General features: G+C 44.2%; 16 protein-coding genes. 7 read left to right on the top strand and 9 right to left on the bottom strand.

The genetic code is table 11. The features are described 5' to 3' along the window. Positions 1 to 14: 14 nt before the first annotated feature. Entirely contained in the window at positions 15 to 710 is a 696-nt protein-coding gene (gene recO, locus LZG74_RS01145; RefSeq protein WP_233794824.1) for a DNA repair protein RecO, read from the bottom strand. A 227-nt stretch (positions 711 to 937) separates the two neighbouring features. Between recO and LZG74_RS01140 the strand changes: the two genes are divergently transcribed. Then, the gene (locus LZG74_RS01140; protein WP_233794823.1) at positions 938 to 2830 is read left to right on the top strand and encodes an amidophosphoribosyltransferase; all 1893 of its coding nucleotides are present in this window, start codon (positions 938 to 940) and stop codon (positions 2828 to 2830) included. A gap of 131 nt (positions 2831 to 2961) precedes the next feature. Further along, positions 2962 to 3477, top strand: a complete 516-nt coding sequence (locus LZG74_RS01135; RefSeq protein ID WP_233794822.1) for a DUF6265 family protein — start codon at positions 2962 to 2964, stop codon at positions 3475 to 3477. Positions 3478 to 3527: 50 nt separating this feature from the next. Here LZG74_RS01135 and LZG74_RS01130 read toward each other — a convergent pair whose 3' ends face one another. From LZG74_RS01130 to LZG74_RS01095, 8 genes are all read right to left on the bottom strand, one after another. Then, a complete protein-coding gene (locus LZG74_RS01130) occupies positions 3528 to 3974 on the bottom strand; it encodes a DMT family transporter (protein ID WP_233794821.1) in 447 nt (148 codons plus the stop codon). A gap of 23 nt (positions 3975 to 3997) precedes the next feature. Continuing rightward, entirely contained in the window at positions 3998 to 4309 is a 312-nt protein-coding gene (gene nuoK / locus LZG74_RS01125; RefSeq protein WP_026629408.1) for an NADH-quinone oxidoreductase subunit NuoK, read from the bottom strand. After that, positions 4306 to 4824 carry an NADH-quinone oxidoreductase subunit J gene (locus LZG74_RS01120; RefSeq protein ID WP_233794820.1) on the bottom strand — a complete coding sequence of 173 codons (519 nt, stop codon included), beginning with the start codon at positions 4822 to 4824 and terminating at the stop codon, positions 4306 to 4308. Before LZG74_RS01120 ends, nuoK begins: the two co-directional genes overlap by 4 nt. An 11-nt stretch (positions 4825 to 4835) precedes the next feature. After that, the gene (locus LZG74_RS01115) at positions 4836 to 5819 is read right to left on the bottom strand and encodes a 4Fe-4S dicluster domain-containing protein (protein WP_233794819.1); all 984 of its coding nucleotides are present in this window, start codon (positions 5817 to 5819) and stop codon (positions 4836 to 4838) included. Between the two features lie 116 nt (positions 5820 to 5935). Then, positions 5936 to 6562: a thioredoxin family protein gene (locus LZG74_RS01110; RefSeq protein WP_233794818.1), complete on the bottom strand. Its 627-nt coding sequence runs from the start codon at positions 6560 to 6562 to the stop codon at positions 5936 to 5938. Between the two features lie 46 nt (positions 6563 to 6608). Further along, positions 6609 to 7874 carry a glycosyltransferase family 4 protein gene (locus LZG74_RS01105; RefSeq protein WP_233794817.1) on the bottom strand — a complete coding sequence of 422 codons (1266 nt, stop codon included), beginning with the start codon at positions 7872 to 7874 and terminating at the stop codon, positions 6609 to 6611. Next, positions 7831 to 9675: an alginate lyase family protein gene (locus LZG74_RS01100; RefSeq protein ID WP_233794816.1), complete on the bottom strand. Its 1845-nt coding sequence runs from the start codon at positions 9673 to 9675 to the stop codon at positions 7831 to 7833. Before LZG74_RS01100 ends, LZG74_RS01105 begins: the two co-directional genes overlap by 44 nt. Beyond that, entirely contained in the window at positions 9672 to 11783 is a 2112-nt protein-coding gene (locus LZG74_RS01095) for a bi-domain-containing oxidoreductase (RefSeq protein WP_233794815.1), read from the bottom strand. Before LZG74_RS01095 ends, LZG74_RS01100 begins: the two co-directional genes overlap by 4 nt. 116 nt (positions 11784 to 11899) lie before the next feature. Here LZG74_RS01095 and LZG74_RS01090 point away from each other — a divergent pair, with 116 nt between their 5' ends. From LZG74_RS01090 to LZG74_RS01070, 5 genes are all read left to right on the top strand, one after another. Further along, complete coding sequence (locus LZG74_RS01090; protein WP_233794814.1) at positions 11900 to 13057, top strand: Gfo/Idh/MocA family protein; 1158 nt, start codon at positions 11900 to 11902, stop codon at positions 13055 to 13057. A 249-nt stretch (positions 13058 to 13306) separates the two neighbouring features. Beyond that, complete coding sequence (locus tag LZG74_RS01085) at positions 13307 to 13741, top strand: hypothetical protein (protein ID WP_233794813.1); 435 nt, start codon at positions 13307 to 13309, stop codon at positions 13739 to 13741. A 63-nt stretch (positions 13742 to 13804) separates the two neighbouring features. Then, on the top strand, positions 13805 to 14188 hold the full coding sequence (locus LZG74_RS01080; RefSeq protein ID WP_233794812.1) for a hypothetical protein: 384 nt from the start codon (positions 13805 to 13807) through the stop codon (positions 14186 to 14188). Positions 14189 to 14216: 28 nt separating this feature from the next. Beyond that, entirely contained in the window at positions 14217 to 17306 is a 3090-nt protein-coding gene (locus LZG74_RS01075) for a T9SS type A sorting domain-containing protein (RefSeq protein ID WP_233794811.1), read from the top strand. A 208-nt stretch (positions 17307 to 17514) separates the two neighbouring features. Next, positions 17515 to 19446 carry a T9SS type A sorting domain-containing protein gene (locus LZG74_RS01070; RefSeq protein ID WP_233794810.1) on the top strand — a complete coding sequence of 644 codons (1932 nt, stop codon included), beginning with the start codon at positions 17515 to 17517 and terminating at the stop codon, positions 19444 to 19446. Positions 19447 to 19497 lie beyond the last annotated feature (51 nt).

Raw genomic sequence — 19497 nt, 5'->3', positions numbered from 1 at the left:
CCCGGCGCCTTGCCCTACTTCAAAACCTCCCGCAAAACTTCAAGCGATTTGATTTCCCCCAGTGCTTCCATATGTATTTTGAAGAAAAAGATAAGCTTTTCCAATATCATGATCCGTCGCTTCCGGTCTAATGGGACATTTGCGCCGTACGCACCGATTACCAAACGCAATGTTGCATCTCGCTCGACGGCGTCGGGCATGTGTGGGAAATGGTTGTTTTTCAACTCACTTTCGAGATCTTCCACGGTTTCTATCCCAAATCCCAGAAATGAAGCAAACTGGATCAAAAACTGTATGTGAAAATTTTCAAATGTATTTTCGGCTTCGTCCAGAAACAGGACAGATTCCTCAATAAAATGGAAAAGCATGGGGTTGCTTTCCTCCTCTTTCAATGTTTTGCTCAACATTTCCGTGACAAAAAGCGCCAGGCTTGACTTCACAACATCATAAGGCAGCGTCTGAAACGGCATGTAACATTTCATCTCCGAAATGCGATGCATGGTATCCTCCTTATTTTTATGATAAACCACCATATCCAGCAATGTCAGCGGCTGAAACAGGGCAATACGGTTGTTACGCGATTTACTGCTTCTGACTCCGTTCACTATATATGTCTGAATGCCAAAGCCTTCCGTATAAATCTTCGCAATGATGGAAGATTCGCGGTAACGGATATAACTCAGGGCGACACCTCGCGTTTTATGTAACATATAAATTAGCTGGCCTTTTGGTCAAAAATAGTTATCTTTCCATTAAAGAATTGCACACAAAAACCGGCTTGTAAAATTCGGAGAAATTTGAAGTTTTTTAAGCCAAAGGATTTGTACCTTTGCGACGCATAACGAACTATTTTAGATTATTAATTCGTTAAGTTATTATTCAGGGAATACAATTTGCATACAGCAAATAATAATATTTCTAACGCATAACTCTTCATATGAGCGACGCCATTAAGCATGAGTGCGGCATAGCACTTATCCGTCTTAGAAAGCCTTATCAATACTACATCGACAAGTACGAGACACCGCTATACGCAGTCCACAAGCTTTCGGTAATGATGGAAAAACAGGTAAACCGGGGACAGGATGGAGCCGGAGTAGCCAATATCAAGATAGATGTCCCGCCAGGGAAACGATACATCAGCAGATACAGATCCGTAGAGCCTCAACCACTTACGGATATTTTTTCCAAAATCCACAAGAAATTCCGCAAGGGTTTAAAGAACCACAGAGACCGCGCCAATGATGGCAAATGGTTACAGGAAAACCTGGCTTTTACGGGCGAGGTTTGGCTGGGTCATTTGCGTTACGGAACGCACGGATCCAATGAAGTTGAGAACTGCCACCCTATGCTACGCCAGAGCAACTGGAGAAGCCGCAACCTGGTCATGGCGGGGAATTTCAACATGACTAATGTGGACGAGCTCTTTGGAAAACTTGTTTCACTCGGACAGCATCCAAAAGAAAAAGTGGATACTGTGACGGTGATGGAGAAAATAGGACATTTCCTGGATGAAGAGAACCAGAGAGTGTTCGAACGCTTCAAAGGAATTTACGAAAATCCGACACTTTCCGACGTTATAGAAGAGAATATCGACCTGCCGCGTCTGCTTTACAGATCGTGCAGGGACTTTGACGGAGGTTATGCCATGTGCGGATTAACTGGCTATGGTGCTTCATTCGTGATCCGTGATCCAGCTGGAATTCGTCCTGCATTCTACTATGCAGATGATGAAGTGGTTGTCGTTGCCTCTGAAAAACAAGCAATTAAGGCTGCTTTCAATGTTGATTATAATCAGATTCAGGAAATCACGCCAGGCTCAGCATTGATCGTTGATAAAAACGGTGAATACAATGAGTTCCCGATCTTGCCACAGCTTGAAAAACGCTCTTGCAGCTTCGAAAGGATTTATTTCTCCCGTGGAACTGATCCGGATATTTACAACGAGCGCAAGCAATTGGGCAAGCTGTTAATCCCGCAAATACTAAAAGAGGTCAATTACGACCTTGAAAATACAATCTTCTCTTACATCCCGAACACGGCTGAAACGGCGTTTTTGGGAATGATAGAAGGTTTGGAAGAATATCTTTCGAAAAAGCGCAAGCAGGCCATTATGGAAGGCATTCTTTTCGAAGCCGACCTGGAAAAACTGCTTTCTTTCAGACCCAGAATTGAAAAACTAGTTACCAAAGACGTAAAATCGCGCACGTTCATTACTGCTGACGCTTTGCGTGACGATATGGTTTCCAGCGTTTATGACACCACATTTGAAGTGGTTCGCAAGAATGTGGATACGGTTGTGATTATCGACGACTCCATTGTTCGCGGAACAACGCTTGAAAAGAGCATTCTGACAATGCTGGACCGGTTAAGTCCTAAGAAAATCGTTGTGGCATCATCCGCTCCGCAAATCCGTTTCCCGGATTGCTACGGAATAGATATGTCCAAAATGAAGGATTTCGTTGCTTTCAGGGCGGTGCTCAAATTGCTTGAAGAACGTGATCTGGAATATTTGCTGGAAGATACTTACATGCACAGTGTGACTTCTATCGCAACCAAAAATCCATATCATACCAACTTTGTGAAGGCACTTTACGAGCCTTTTACAGATCAGGAGATTTCAAACAAAATTGCTGAGATCATCCGTCCGAAAGATCTGAATGCTGAGCTTTCCGTTGTGTTCCAGACTGTTGAGAATTTACATAAGGCTTGTCCGCAACATTTGGGAGACTGGTATTTTACCGGAAATTATCCAACATTAGGCGGAAATAAAGTGGTTAACAAAGCATTCGCCAATTCGCATGAAGGAAAATTGGAAAGAGCTTATTAAGTATAAAATATAGAAGTAGGAAGAGCCGCTGCACATTTGCAACGGCTCTTTTTTTGTATTTCAGCTATTTTTATAGAAATTGGAACCTCCGGAGAATGTCTGATCCGAAATTTATTTAAACCTAAATCCTAATGATGCAATCTACTAAAGTGACATTGCTGAAAGCGTGTTCCCTACTTTTTGCCCTTTGCGTGCTTACAAATTTTGCAAACGCACAAACAACCACCGGCAGCCTTAATGACCTCAGTTTTCTGGAAGGACATTGGAAAGGCACTTACAACGGCGGCCCTATTGAAGCTGGCTGGACAGCTCCCGAGGGAAACAACATTATGGGTTACATTCGCATGATTAAGGATGATAAACCTGCTCTGTATGAAGTATTTGCATTCGAACCAGGTGAGAAAGGGCCGATCGCACGCGTAAAACATTTCAAGCCAGGGCTCATTGCATTGGAGGAAAAAAACGTTTCGGACACTTACAATTTCATCGAAGCCAAGAAGAATCAGGCATTATTTGAGAAAGATGACGTTTCTGTGCGGATTATTTACGAAAGACGCTCGCAGAACCAGCTGGTTATTCAGCGCGGAAAAATGGAGGATAACAAATGGGTTTTTATGGACCTCTTCGTGTTTACAAGAGTCCCCTAACTAGTTGATTTACAACATTTGTAAAAGCGATTCGAAAACGGATCGCTTTTTTAGTTTTTCAGAATCAGGTAAACGCCAGCAACTAACAGAATAGCCCCGGCAATGCGCGGCAATGTGATCGGATGCACGGCAAATCCTTGCAAACCGTAATGATCAATAGCGATGGCGGCGATCATCTGGCCGGCTACAACCAGGCAGATCATATTAGCTGGACCAATATTTCGGACAATAAAAATTACGGTTAGCACATAAAAAGCGCCCAAAACGCCTCCCATAAACCTTGTCCAGGAAACCTGCTTAATATCTGAAATGCTGGGAATGGGGTTTTGATTAAAACAGGCGAATGCAATCAACAGCACTACGAAACCCACGAAAAAGGATGTCAATGCCGCTAAAATCGGATTGTTGAATGACTCACGCAATTGCACATTCACGCCGGACTGAACCGCGTTGCTGATGCCAATCAAGAAAGCTAAAAAGAGGAAAATCCAGTGCATGCAACAAATGTTTCAATACAAATTTACTTCTTCAGTTCATCCACTTCGTCCGGATCAACCGTCTGATAATGACCATATACACGTAGGATTATCGCCAGCGCAATAGCCACTTCGGCCGCGGCAACTACAATGACAAAAAGCGCAAAAAGCTGCCCGCTCAACCGTTCCGGATCATACTGACTGAATGCTACCAGATTGATATTCACTGCATTCAGCATTAACTCGATCCCCAGCAATATGCCGATAAAATGTCGTTTAGTGACGGCAATAGCAAGACCAATGCAAAACAATGCGGCAGCAACGATAAGAAAATGTTGTAACGGAATGGAGGTCATGGCGAAGGATTACGGTTCATAGCGAGATAGGCAGCGCCAACCAAGGCAACCAGTAATAAAATAGCAGCGATTTCGAACGGGAGCAGATGGCTGGTCATGAGTTCTACACCAATCGTCTTAATGGTGGACCGGCTGCTGATCAGATCGCCAGTCATCTTGAAATTTGCGGACGAAATGATTTTCACGAGCATCACAAAGACGCCTGCACCGAGCAAAAACCCCCATACTTCACGACTCAGCAGGATTTCAACACGATTATGATGCTGCGAATCGTCGCTTTTCTTTTTCTGCGTAAGCATGATCCCGAAGATCAATAGAACCAGGATCCCGCCAACGTAAATCATGATCTGCGTTACCCCAAGAAAGTCTGCGCCGGCCAGAATGTATAATGCTGCAACGCCTAAAAAAGCCAGGAACAGTGCAAATGCACCATAAATGAGGTTTTTGGAAAATAATATGAAAAGCGCAGCAATGATTGCGAGAAGTGAAAACCCATAAAATGCTGCAATTTCCATGTAGATCAATGCTATTCTTTAGACTTCGGTTTCATCGTTGGCTTGAAAACTGGCCGTGCTGCTGGTTTGGGAGCTTCCGCTGGGCTAACTTCCTCACCAGGAACAACATCCGTAGGAACAACATCGGTCTTTTCTTGTGAGGCAACCTTCGGTTTCATGGATGGCCTGAAAGGCAGTTTAGGTGCCGGCTTAGGCGCCTCCTCAACTTTCGCTTCGAATGTTTCTTCCTTAATTACCGGATCGGCATTAACCGGATTAACATTAACCGGCTCTGCATTAACCGGGTCAACACTAACAGGATCCGTCTTTTCCGCAGCAGGGGCTGGTTTCTTTGGTAAGAAAGCCGGGCGTGGTGGTTTTGCAACCGGCGCTTCCTCTTTCGCCTCGGGTTCAGTATCCTGGACTTTCGGCTTCATACCCGGCTTAAACACAGGCCTTGCCGGAGTTGCCGCTGGTTTTTCAGCCGTCACAGCCGGTTTCGGAGCTGCTTTTAATGCTTCTTTTTCTTTCTGGAATTGTTCAAGCAGGCGGCGTTTCTCATCTGCTTCTTCGGGCGTCAGATTGGTATAATTGTAAACCATATCCCGAACGTCCAACTCACTGTAATCGAACGTCTTGGTCATGGTGAGACATTCTGTCGGGCAAACTGTCGTGCATAGTCCGCAGTAACAGCATTTCGCCATATCAATGTCGAACTTCGCGGCATACAACCGGATCGACGATCCGTCAGATGCTTTTCCAATTTCCTCTATTGCCTTAATCGGCTCAATATCAATACAATCAACCGGGCAAACTTTCACACATTTATCGCAGACAATGCAATCGTCGATTTCATTGTGCAGACGATAGCGGCCATTGTCGGGGATCGGAATGGTTTCCTGCGGATACTGGATCGTAACCATCCCCTCCTGCCCTCCAAAAAAATCATCTGAACGGATATCCACCATTTTACGGCGCTTCCGTGCATTCCACAAATGCCTCAGCGTCAACCGCATTCCGGTCACTGTGGTGCTGATTCCTTCCGATATGTTTTTAAAATACGTCGACAAACCCCTTTGTATAATTTTACTAAGCTTATTCTGCCTATCGCAAATATAGACTAAACTGATTTTTAAAACTCATTTTTCAACCAAACACCTTCCAATAGCACCCGTAATTCCCGCTGCAAACTCAGCGACTTGTCTGCGATATACCAGCGCTGCATTTCTTCCGAAAATTCCTGATAACTTTTTACCGGATTGGCCTTATAAGCCCTCATCATTTCCTGTCCTTCTTCCGGCCGGGGTCCCCAGGTGAAAAGCTCATTAAAATCCTCGTCTACAGCAATCAATTTAGGAATCGATTTTCCGCCGTTGGTCAGATAAGCGTCCATGATCGTCGGATTTTCATCACGCAATAAAATTTTGACTGTGATCAGCGGATTAGTTAATGTCGCCGCAACAATGGGCGGGATATTTTGTGAAGCATCACCACACCACGCTTCCGTCAGAATATACCAGGTCTGCGGGATCGTAACGTTGGCAATGGTTTCTTTCAACTCTTCCGTCACCACCACTGTCTTGTTCAGGCGCTGCATCCGGGCCAGGTTCAGCCTGGTATAATGGTTAAGATCTTCGGATTGTTTCTCGCCGGTTGTCCTTTTTTCCAAGACAACTTTTTCCATTAAGCGCATATAATCAGCGTAGGAATATGCATTTTCAGTGACGGCCAATGGAAAGAGATCTGCTACGTTTTTCATTTGATTTCTTTATTAAAAAACCCTTTGAAAGCGCTTTCGGTTCCTGTTATGGCGCGGTTTGAGACTGCGTTTCCTGCATATTTTCAATGTATTGCAAGTATTTCTGAGCCAAATGCGCACGGTCAAAAAATTGGCGTGCATACACATAGCCATTGCGACCGTGAAGCTCCGCGAGAGCGGGATCTTCGAGATATAGTAAAACCTTTTTTGCAAAATCACCCGGATTCTCGGGTTCAATGTAAAGTCCCGCTTGCGCATCCTCAATCAGCTGTCTCGATATCCCATCGATAGCAAGCAAAACGGGTTTTTGGCAGGCGAAATAATCGAAAGTCTTGTTGCTGTAAATGGTTTTAAAAATTTCGGTTCGTTTCAAAACAGAAGTGCCTGCGTCGGCCGCGAGGATGTATTTGAAAATGTCCGACTTTGAAACTGTATTGATAAATGTAACATTGCCCAGTTTTTTGTGCCTTGCCTGGGCCACCAGCTTCTTTTTATCCGGACCGTCGCCAATGAGCAGAAAATGCGTGGCAGTCTCCTTCAAAATTTCAGCCGCGTCGATGAGTTGCATCAAATGATTGGCTATGCCGTGCGCACCAACGTAAATAATGATGAAACAATGGTCCAACCCAAGCGACTTTCGGAATGCAACCCTGTCAAAATCTGTATCCAGATTATCTGAAAAGGTAAAATCAGCCGCATTGGGAATGAGCCAGATTTTTTCGGGCTGAACATTCTTTTGATGTATCAGAATGGTTTTGAATGCCGGCGTCACCCCAGTAACGGCTTCTGCATGGTGATACAGAAACTTTTCAAGCCTAAATGCTGCCTTTATCAATGGCTTACTTTGCAAAACACCCGTCTCCACGGCTGACTCTGGCCATAAGTCCCTGATTTCCAAAATGAACTTAGCTTTTTTAATCCAGGAAATCACCAAACCAGCAATGCCCACAAACAAAGGCGGCGACGTAGAAAGCACCACATCATATTCTCCCTTTAAATAAAAAGCTCCACCCCAAATTGCCGAAAAAACAAACGAAAACTGCGCCAAAAGCCTTGCTATGAAGCCATTACCAGTAGACGTAGGAACATAACAGCGAACAACTTTCACTCCATTTCGATTTGTCTGCATTACAAAACTTTTCTGACCCGGAGAGGACAAATTGCCTTTCATATAATGCGTTGTTCCAGCCAGAACTGTCACCCTATGTCCCGCTTCGACCCAAATCCGGCTCATCTCGTTCCACCGCGACCCGCCGCCATCATTGTCTTCAAGAAAATATTGGTGGATCAAAAGAATGTGCATTTGTCTCATAAAGTCCTTTTTCTGAAATCACCGTCCTGATGAATCCGCTAAACGTCGAAAACACCAATCTTCGACAAAACTCCTTACTTCCGTAAGTGCCGGAATACCAGCCTTCTGTTTCCTCAAATTCAATGATAGATCCCTCTTTATCAGAGGAAATCATATCATAATGTTCAAAGAAATCCGGGCAAGGATGCCAGATTTGATGCATAGGAAGGTGTTTTGGAGCATTTTCCATCCGGTCTTCAATGATCCATTGATGCCATTTTTTTGACTTTGTAACGCGGCGGTGATGTTTGATGCCTTTGCCCAAATGATAAAAGCCCTCAAATTCCGCCTCAATTTCGAATGCATTAACCCGTTCAGTTACAAACCCTGACGTTTTCTTGATCCAGCCAAACCAAATAAAACGCGGGCCTTTTTTCATCTGATCAAAATCTCCCAGCATGACCGTATTGTGCGAGGCGCTCCCATTGAAATATTTTGTCCATTTACCTTCTGTGTTGTAAGAAAATGAACCGGCGTCGCGCATGATGTTTTTACCATTTGCCCAAATGTCCAAATGCAGGTGATCGGCCTGAAAAGGCCGGTTTGTGTACGTGCCGCAGCGTAGGAAGGTCAATGCGTTTTGATCGCGGACTATATAATATCCGCCGTTTTCAAAAGCTGTTATGGACGTAGGTTTGAAATCAGGATCATCTCCTATAACCTTGCTAAGCGCAGTTAATTGCGGGCGAAAATCCCGAAAATGGGTGTCTGCGAGCGGGAAAAACAATGCGCCATCGTTATTGCCATAATTAGGAAGCCATCCGCTCACATCATCCTGACAGGTCTGCAAAAACCGAAGCGATTTTCGCGCACGATCGTAAATCACATCATCGAATTTTTCCCCGTCCGACTCAGCCACTTGTATGGCCAAAGTCAGCAATTGCACGGCCACGCGGTGGTAGTTCATTGAGAATTGGAGAAATGTCCCGTCCGGGTAAATCTGGTAAGCGATTTCTTTTTCAAACCATTTTTTACCGTTGATTTTCCATTTCAAGCTTTCCGGAAACTGCGGAAAAGCGTATCCTATCACATACAAGGCCAACGTCTCGGTCAATGCGTGATTATTTCTGACCACATTCCTTGAAAAATGAATGTGGTCTGCCACATGCCTCATCTGGTCGTAAATGCTTTGCGTAATCTTTTTGAAAATCTCGGCCGAAAGTGTTTCTGAATTTTTATAATAATGTAAAGCAGCAGTCCAGTTGAAAACGCGTAATGAAATTTCCTGGCTGCAAATCCAGTTCGGGCCACGGTTGACAGGATTTTGATCGATCCAGTCTAAAATCAATGCAAAGACGAGTTCAGATTGATCTTTTTGAAAATGATAATCATAGCGCAAAAGATCAAAAAGGAAGCAGAAACGCGATTTTTCCCAGACATATTTAATGTCTCCTGCCTCTTTTGGAAGCGTTGGAATTGCGCTCCAATGGGTATTTTTATTGTATTTAAATCCATTTTCAGGATTTGTATGCCAATCGGGAACTGTGTACCACCGGTTGTGGAAAAAAAGAAAGCGGTTTCGCCGGATGTGCTCAACCCTTTCCTGCAAGCTGGACGACGCTGTGTTTTGTATTAAATCTGTTCTGGCGGGATCAAGTGGAAAGTGAATGTTTTGATCGAGCCAATCTTCCTTTGAAAAATGCGGCAAAGGCCTTCTGTGAACCGGAAAGCGAAGCATTAGCAATCCTGTGCCGCGCTGGAATTCGTGCCAAATGCGGCAAAGAACATATCGAAAGCCCATATTTTTGAAAATCTGGATCATATGTTAATCCAGGTTTTCAGTTTCAGACTTTCCAATGCTGCTAATGTGGCTTCCGTTGTATTTATGATATCTTCAAACGGAATCGGTGCGTTTCCTCCATTTCTGATAAAGTCCAGCAGCGTTTTGAATGCCTCCCTATGCCCCTTGTTCTGGCTGGTTTTCAACCTGGAAAAGTGCTTGAAACCGTAACCATGCAAGGTTTTGAAATTATCCAGGATCAAGGTGCGTCCGGATGCATGGACCTCAATGCGTTCTTTGGGATAATGGGAATGCCCGTTTGAAAAATAATTGACGACCCCTGTTGAGCCATTTTCGCATTTGAGCAAAATCGAAGCATTATCAGTCGTTGCAGCCGGGTTTGGCATCATCGCATTCGTGCAAACCGACTCAATTCTGCTTCCCGCCAGAAATGCAATCAAATCAATAAAATGGCAAGCTTCTCCCAGGATCCGGCCACCCCCGGTTTGTCGATCATGTATCCATGCATTTTGCGGGACAAAACCCGCATTAACATTGATAACAATATTCATCACAGCATCTCCCAGCAAGCTTTTCATCTGCTGTACATGTGGTGAGAAGCGTCGGTTAAACCCGACTGTAACCGATACATTCGCTGGGTTTTCGTGTTGAAAAACGTTGGTAAACGCACTTAGTTCGTCTTGGCAAATAGCCAGAGGCTTTTCGACAAAAACATGCTTTCCGGCCTTTACAGCATCACAAGCCATTTGCGCATGCAGGTTATGCCGCGTTGTAATCATCACCAGATCAACTTCCGGATCACCGAGCACATCCTGATAATCCGTTCCGCAAAATGCAATGTTGTATTTACGGGCCAGATTGGCCGCCGATAATCCGTTTGCGCTGACAATGTGCTTGATCGACGCATTTTTCAATAGCGGAAGCAACGTTGCCGAGGTGTAATGCCCGGCCCCTATGATGCCGATTACCCCATCATTTCCCGAAAAACTTTGCCTGAATAACTGAATTGATCTTTTTGACGAGCATGTTTCAGGATAATCCAGGATCACCGCGATGCTTTTTTGAGCATCCAGATTGGCATAGGCAGCCTTAAAATCATTTAGCGGGAAATTTCCACCAATCAAATAGGAAGGATCGAACGAGCCGTTCGACATCAAATGAAGCACTGCCTGAAAGTTGCGGTTCTCTGTCCAGCGGACATAAGCATGCGGATAGTCATTACCATTTTGCTCATATTCAGCATCATAGCGACCCGGGCCGTAGGAGCAAGAAACCTGGAATGTCAATTCTTTTTCATAAAAATCCGAGCGGTTGATCCGAAGATCAACCGTTCCGATCAATACAATTTTACCTCGTTTTCGCGTAAGCCGTGCTGCTTGCGATAAAATATGATCAGATTGAGAAGCAGTGGCAATGATGACGGCGTCGGCACCAAAGCCGTTTGTGAGGCTTTTGATGCAATGTTCAGGGGTTAGTGAATTTGGGTTAATAGCTGCAAAACCTCTCGAAACGGCCACTTTAAGCCTTTCCTCGTTCGTCTCAATGCCAATTACATTACATCCGCTGATTTTCAGCATTTCGGCAGTCAGCAAGCCAATAAGTCCCAGCCCGATCACAACGACAGTCTCTCCGAGGGAAGGCGACACGAGCCGGACCGCATTCAGTCCAATGGACGTCAGTACAGTAAAAACTGCCTGATCATCAGCAACATTCGCAGGAATTTTTGCCAGTAGATTTCTTGGAATGCAAACCATTTCTGCATGCGGCCCGTTGCTCACAATCCGGTCTCCGACTTGAATGTCCTGCACGCCTTCGCCTATTTCTAAAACGTGTCCCACATTGCAGTAACCTAATGGAATGGGCTGAGCGAGCCTGTTAGATATGCTTTTGATTGCAGAGATCAAGCCATCGGATCTTATTATCCGGATGGCGAGCAGGAATTTGTCAGGCTGTAATTTTGCCTTTTGAAATGGATTTGCTTTTGAGAAACGGATCAATGCGCGCTCGGTTCCTGCTGAGATCAGGCTTTTGTGCGTCTGGATCAGCACATAACCCGGCTGAACAATCGGAGGTGGGACTTCCTGCAACGAAGTTTCCCCCGTTCGCAGGTTTTGCGTAAGCTGCTTCATGAAATATAGTGTGTTATTGAGTGCCGGAAATTACAATGTTAAATGCAATAACAAAATTTTAATATTTTTGATAATTACAATTCAAGTAAAAAAAGCAAATCCAGCTTAATTAAAGCATGAAAAAACTGAATATTGGAATCGTAGGTTATAAGTTTATGGGCCGCGCGCACAGCAACGCCTGGAAGAAAGCACCGCAATTTTTTGACATGCCCGCAACGCCCGTGTTGAAAGCAGCATGCGGCAGACATGAAGGTTCACTGAAAGAATTTGCCGAAAAATGGGGCTGGGAAGAAACCGAAACCGACTGGAAAAAGCTCGTTTCCAGACCAGATATTGACATTATCGACATTGCACTGCCTCAACAACTCCATTATGAAGTTGCCCTGGCTGCTGCTAAGGAAGGCAAGCATATATTTTGTGAAAAACCGCTTTCCATGAACAGCAAGCAAGCAGAGGAAATGCTGAAAGCCTGTGAGGATAACAATGTCAAGCATTATCTCAACCATAATTACAGAAGAACACCGGCGGTTTCTTTTGCCAAAAAGATGATTGAAGACGGCAAAATCGGCCGCATCTTCCACTGGCGCTGTGCCTATCAGCAAGACTGGATCATTGACCCCAACTTCCCATTAACCTGGCAGTTACAAAAAGAATATGCACAGGCCGGCCCGCAATGGGACTTGAATTCCCACGCTGTTGATCTCGCACATTATCTTGTGGGCGACATTGCAAGCGTTTCCTCATTAACCACAAATTTCATTAAGAGTCGCCCGATTGTGGAAGGTGGCGGAACAACTGGAAATCTGACGGCAGGCGAAGTAGGCACCGAAATGGGCGAAGTAACCGTGGAAGACGCTGCATTGATGATGGTGATGTTTAAAAACGGCGCAATAGGCTCATTTGAAGCCACACGTTTTGCCGCAGGCCGCAAAAACAGGCTGACTTTCGAGATCTACGGAAGCAAGGGCAGTCTCTGTTTCGATCTGGAAAGGATGAACGAGCTGCAATATTTTTCGCGGGAAGATGAAAGCGGACAGCAAGGTTTCAGGACCATTCTAGCAACCGAGGCAGCGCATCCTTATGCCGGAAACTGGTGGCCAGCCGGGCACATTATAGGCTACGAACATTCATTTGTGCATGCTGTTGTGGATTTTGTAGCGGCCATTGAAAACGATACGGCGATTAAGCCCGATTTTTCAGACGGCTTAAAGATCATCCAGGTTCTGGAAGCTGGCCTAGAATCCGCGGCATCCAAGCGCCAGGTTGATCTGTAAAATATCTTCAAGCCACCTTTGACAAACTTCAACAATAAAATGATGACACGTATATGCATATTCGTTTGTTAAAGGTGGCTTTAAATGCTGGTTTCAAGGCATTTGAGATAATTACGGTTACAAACTATTTACCGTTAATTTACTGATCCTAACCGGAGAATCATCGCTTATTCCAAGCGATGCAATTATTTCTACCTTCCGTTCTATTAAATGCTAAATGATGGCATTCACCATGAAACGGAATTGCGTATGAAACAACACTACTTTTTATCTCATTTTAAATCTTCTCTTATACCAGCCTTGCTGCTGCTAGTAACATGCTCATTAAGCAGCTGCTTCCTCAAACAAGACCGCACAACCACGGTTTACGGGACGATTACGGATCAGAATGGGAAGCCGGTTGATAGTATTATGGTGATTGCGCAAGGCACACGTTACCTTACTTTTGAAACATTAAATCATACATATTCCGACCGGAATGGCTATTTCGAAATGGTTATGGATGTACCCAAAAAATTTGGCACTCTTGATCTGGTCATACCGTTTTACCCAACTAAAAATCCCAAGTATCAGAATAATTATAAGGGAAAACACACTACAAAGAATGATGTTAGAACAAATAACTGCTGCACAGCATCAATCGGCGAAAAAACAAAATATGATTTTCAATTAATTCCTAAATAACACGCTATGAAGCACATACAGCGAGATTTATCAATTTTATCTAAACACGTACTATACATTTTCATGCATTTACTAGCCATTATTCACCTCCAAAGCTGTTTTCTCAAACAAGACCGCACGACGACGGTTTATGGGACGATTACGGATCAGAATGGAGAGCCGGTGGATAGTATTTTGGTAATGTTAACAGGTCTCAAATTGAATAGTGGGACCGTTCTGAAAGAAGTCTATTCTGAGAGGGATGGGAATTTTGAGGTAGTTGCTGACGTCCCGAAAAAATTTAGTGCTATTAATGTAGAAGTGCCTTTTCTTCCCCACAAGAATTCAAAATTCCAGAAAAATTATAATGGCTTTGAGATCGAAAGAGACGGAGTTTCTACGAACAATTGCTGCACTGCTTCCATTGGTACAAAAACCAGATACGACTTTCAATTAATCCCCAAGTAACCTATTTTTAACTTAATCATACACTAAAATGTATCACTTTGCAGCTGCTGCAAGGAAAGGACGCTATTGTCTTCTTCCAGCCCTCCTTTTTGTCTTTTCTATCACTTTTGCTCAGGATTACGAGCAGCTCCGGCAACAAAAACTCAACAGTCTAGAGCTCTCCGGCCTTGGGCAAATGCTATTTCTTAATGCTGGCCTAACTAATCAAAATGAAATTGATTACTTCAAAAATTTAAACAGACAACAAGGAAAAACTCCTGAGCCGGTGTCTTCCGAGGAATGGCAGAATTTATATGAGAGACTGGTCGATACAGACCTGAGGCCCGCTCAGGATCGGCTTCCGGAACTTGCAAAACTTGTTGAAACGGATGCCGCAAAACTTACAAAAAGCAATATCATCCCGATTGCATTTATCAATCTCGAAGGCATTTATCTATCTGATGGTGCGCTTAATAAAAACGAAGCACTTAAAAAAGCCGGAAAATCGGTAGATTTTGCGAAATATGAAAAGGTAAGAATCGTATCTGCAGCGGTAATGCAGGAAGATTTGTACCAGTCCGATGTTTCTTTTCTACTGGACGAAGCTCTAAACATTGACAACCATGCTGACAAAATCGATTCTGTGGAGATTGATTTCAATGACGGGCGAGGCTTTACCGCTTATCCGGTAACAAAGAAGTTAATTCCCCATCGTTTTAATTCGATCGGCGAGCATAGCCTAAGAATTCGTTTTGCCATTGGTAATACTAATTATCTCTTTGAAACGAAAGTGAATGTAAGGCAAATGGAACGCCTAAAACCTTACATGGAAATGGAAGTGACTGCAAAGCCGTTTCAATCTGTCGCTTCGGATTCATCTGCCAGAACAGCATTGGCAGGAGGCACCATTCGCATTATTAAAGGATGTGATCAAATATTTGACAAACCCATCATTATTGCAGAAGGTTTTGACATGGGGCAGGATGTAAATCTCGATGCCATTGAAACAAATTATAAAGATCCGCTCAACCAGTTTTTGATTGAAGGTTACGATCTGGTACTGCTCGATTACAGCGACGGGCGAGCTGCTATTCAGGATAATGCACAGGTCTTAAAAGCGGTCATCGAACTTGTAAACGCGCAAAAGACCGGCAATGTAGAATCTATCATTATCGGTGAAAGCATGAGCGGGTTGGTTGCCAGGTGGGCATTGCGGGAAATGGAAAATGCAGGACAAGCACACCACGTAAAGCTGATGCTCTGTTACGATACGCCGCATCAGGGTGCGAATGTGCCAGTTGGGCTGACGCAGCTGGCATATGAGGCGCACCCAACAATGCTTACCAACTTCATTCTCAAATTTTTTGCCAAACGCTGGCGAAATTATTACAAAGCATTGGGGACACCTGCTGCAAAGCAACTATTGCTACATCAGGCAGCGCATCCAAATACGGGCATGAAGCACGCCGACTTTGATAGTTTCCGCACGCAACTCACCGCACTCGGAAATGGCGGTTATCCTGAGAATTGCCGCAACATCGCCGTAATTCATGGCAGTATGGATGCGGGCGACCGTGCATTGTTTAATAACTATAACTATGGCAGCAGATTGCTACTAAGCTGGACACCACTAGGACTGCAAAACACAAATATCGACATCCATACCAATGATATCAATAAAGCTAGCAGTGTGTTCAAATTCGCTTCGTGGGGACATCTATGGAATAGAAAAGCTGTTAACAGGACTTACCTAAGTGCTTTAAACGATGATTTTCTTCCTGGTGGACGCACACAATCCGGCGTTCCCAATAAGTTGATTGGTAAGAAGACCCATTTTGAGTTTTGTTTCGTGCCAACATTTAGTTCAATAGATTATCAGGGGCCTAGGTCTACACAAACAGAGAGAGAATTATTAAATGTTTGGAACATTAGTTCAGCGCAATCACCTTTTGCAGACATTTATGGTGATGATGAAAATACGGCGCATGTGGCAGTGGCATCAGCCAATTTCACGGCAATCGGCCTCGCCGAAGGCCTGCTATCCGGCAATGCAGCCTGCCCGGCGCTTCCTGTTCCGCCAATTCCTGTAATCGTCCCTTTCAACACATGCTATCCATTCGGCAAGAAGCGTACGACCGAGGACAACACAGCAAACATTTCGGTTTCCTTGAAGAATGCTTCCAATGGGCAGTATGTGCATAACTGGACGGTTTTGCCATCCAATCAATATTTTACAACCACCGGTGACCAGATTACATTTCAGGCTGAAAAAGCGGACCATTATGAAGTTACCTGTGTTCGCACTTATCCAAACCGCAGGGATTTGAGCGCGACATCAACAGCAACGATCTGGGTTTATGATTGCGATAATGTTCCTGCGAAGCCGGATGAAGACCAATTGGTGTTTGCAGATGCGGCTGATGTTTGGGAAGGTGATTTCTTACTGACCACGGCTGTGGATTCACTTGCCGTCTTTGCACACTATCACCAAGCGTCCAAGGTTTTATACGCGTCACTCCAAAACGGTACATTCATTCCAAGCAGCAAGCTCAAAGCCAGTGGCATGTTTGATGAATTTGCAGCGCTTTTCGCAGAAGAAGATCCTGGCAATCCTCTTCCCGTACGGTTGGTTTTGTTTGATGCTGCGGCCGAAGGCATGAATGCATTACTGACATGGGCGACAGCAGCAGAGATCAACAGCGATAAATTCATCATAGAGCGAAGTACGTCCGGTAAAGACTGGATCGAAATTGGTCAGGTGAAGGCGCGAAGTCTGAGCGTAGCAGGGGAAGCATATGAATTTTATGATCGGGATGTAGATCTTAAAATGGGCTACTATCGCTTGAAAATGATAGATACGGATGGCACATTCGCTTACAGCAAGATCAAAACGCTGAGATTCGACGGTATGGAACCCGCCATATTTCCAAATCCGATCGGCAATGATGGATTAATACATTTGGCAGACGGTGCCAATGCTGCAAACATCGCCATTTTCGATATTTCCGGACTGAAAGTATTTGAAAAGAGTGGTGCAGCAACGCAGATTAATGTTGAGAAACTTCCACCGGGAAATTATATCGTTCGTATCCGATTGAAAGATGGAACTGAGACGAGCCGGTTAGTTGTGAAGAAATAGGTAATAATATTGAAAAATCCTGATCACGTATATCCAATTTCGTTCGTTAAAGGCATCTTTTCAAACTCCCGTAAATTGTTGACGTTTAGGGCATAAGTAAAAAAGTATTGACTTATGCCTTAACTATTTGATAGCGATTTCTTTATGAAACATTAACATGCCCTTGAACAACTTAAATAGATACACTATAACATTAACACGTCTGGCCATGAGAAAACATTATCTAATATTCTTTATCTGTCTGTCGACAGTAACATCCTCCGCTCAGTGGGTTGACGATCCAAAAGTCAACAATACCATACATGTTCCACTGGCTTCTGACTATATAAATCAACATCATTTGATGGAGGATGGATTAGGTGGGGCGGTGTTTGTTTGGGACACTAAAAGCGATGATGCATCTCAAAGTAAAAGCTTCGGGCAAAAAGTGGATGCAAACGGAGTGTTGAAGTTTCCCCCAGCTGGGCAGTATTATGGATTAGGGGACATTGTAAATGCTATTCGAGATCCAAAAACAAATGGAACTTTCATTTGCCGAAGGTCATCAGCACATCCAGGAAGCTCCAACTTTTATATCCAATTAAACGATGCAGCCGGAAATTTGGTTTGGCAAGCTGACATTGGGACTGTTTCATATTCCGGACAACCTGTTTTCCACCATCAGGTTATAAGCGACGGCCTTGGTGGCGCATTCATTGTCTGGAGAAAGTATATTAACACATCATTTTGGTCCGAAATGAGCGACTTATACATCCAACGTGTGAACTCCGCAGGAGTGGTGCAATGGCAAGAAGGCAGCGTCCCTTTATGCACGGCAGAAGGCATTCAGGATAGAATGCAAATTGCAACGGATAACATGGGAAACGCAATTATAACCTGGGTTGATCTCCGGACACCATACAACAGAAACATTTACGCTCAAAAAATCAACGCCGCTGGTGAGATACAATGGCAAAAGGATGGAATATTGGTATGCGGGGCAACAGGCCATCAAATAAATCCTTCCTTAATAAGCAACGGTGAAGGAGGCGCGATCATCGCCTGGGAAGATAGCAGAGGGGCAAGAACCAACACTTACATACAGTCGGTGAATGGGGATGGTTCAATGAAATGGGCAGTTAACGGGATAAGAGTTATTGATGACGTTAGTATTCAGACATCTCCCCGCCTTGTTAGCGATGAAAGAAATGGGGCTATATTGACGTGGCAGGATAATCGCAAGAACGAGTACAACGTCTATGTCCAGCGAATCAACGGTGATGGGCAAATGATGTGGGAAACAGCAGGCAAGGTTGCTTGTATTGCACCTGGATACAAAGAACCTCCCAAAATAGTAAAGGATGGTTCCGGTGGAGCAATATTGGTATGGGGTGACTGGCGTATCCCCGAAAACACTAACATATTTGCCCAGTTGATTGACGGCGACGGTCATGTAAAATGGACTTTGAATGGTGCCGAAGTCGCCACAAATGAATCTTACCAGGCAGGCCCGCAGATTATCTCTGATATGAAAGGTGGTGCCATCATTTCCTGGATAGAGGGCAGAGACACGGACGACGGGTTAAAATACCTCCTTCAGGCCTCCCGCATCAAAAACGATGGCAAGCTCCCTGTTACACTGACCTATTTTGCAGTCAATAAACAAGATGGAGGAAACTTGCTGACTTGGGAAACTTCTCAGGAAACAAATAGTGAAAGCTTCTCCATTGAACGCGGTGCCGATGGTAAGACATTCGAAATTATAGGCACCGTCCAAGCCATTGGAACTTCAAACCAAAATAAATCATATCGCTTTTTGGATGTAAATCCCAATCCCGGCAACAACTACTATCGGTTGAAGCAAACAGATTTGGATGGCAAGTTTGCTCACAGCAAAATGATTAATGTTCGACATGACAGTGTCGGCGATGACCTCACTGTGTCGCCGAGCCCTGGAACTGGCTTGTTTATCGTGCACCTGAAAAGTATTAATACAGGAACTATTAAGGTTGTATCTTCGAATGGAAAAGAATTGTACCGCAAAGAATTCAATAACCAAAACGAGATTCTTATTGACATTCAAAATGTACAAGCCGGCTCCTATGTCCTGCAAGTCGTTTCGGAAGGAAACATTTCAAGTAAAAAAATATTAAAATTTTAGACCGTCCCCGACCCTCTGCTTGCGAGCGGACGCCGCACGGGCAGTTATAAA

The organism is Dyadobacter sp. CY327 (assembly GCF_021390415.1).
Lineage (GTDB): Bacteria > Bacteroidota > Bacteroidia > Cytophagales > Spirosomataceae > Dyadobacter > Dyadobacter chenhuakuii.
This window is presented reverse-complemented; position numbering and strand designations above follow the sequence as displayed.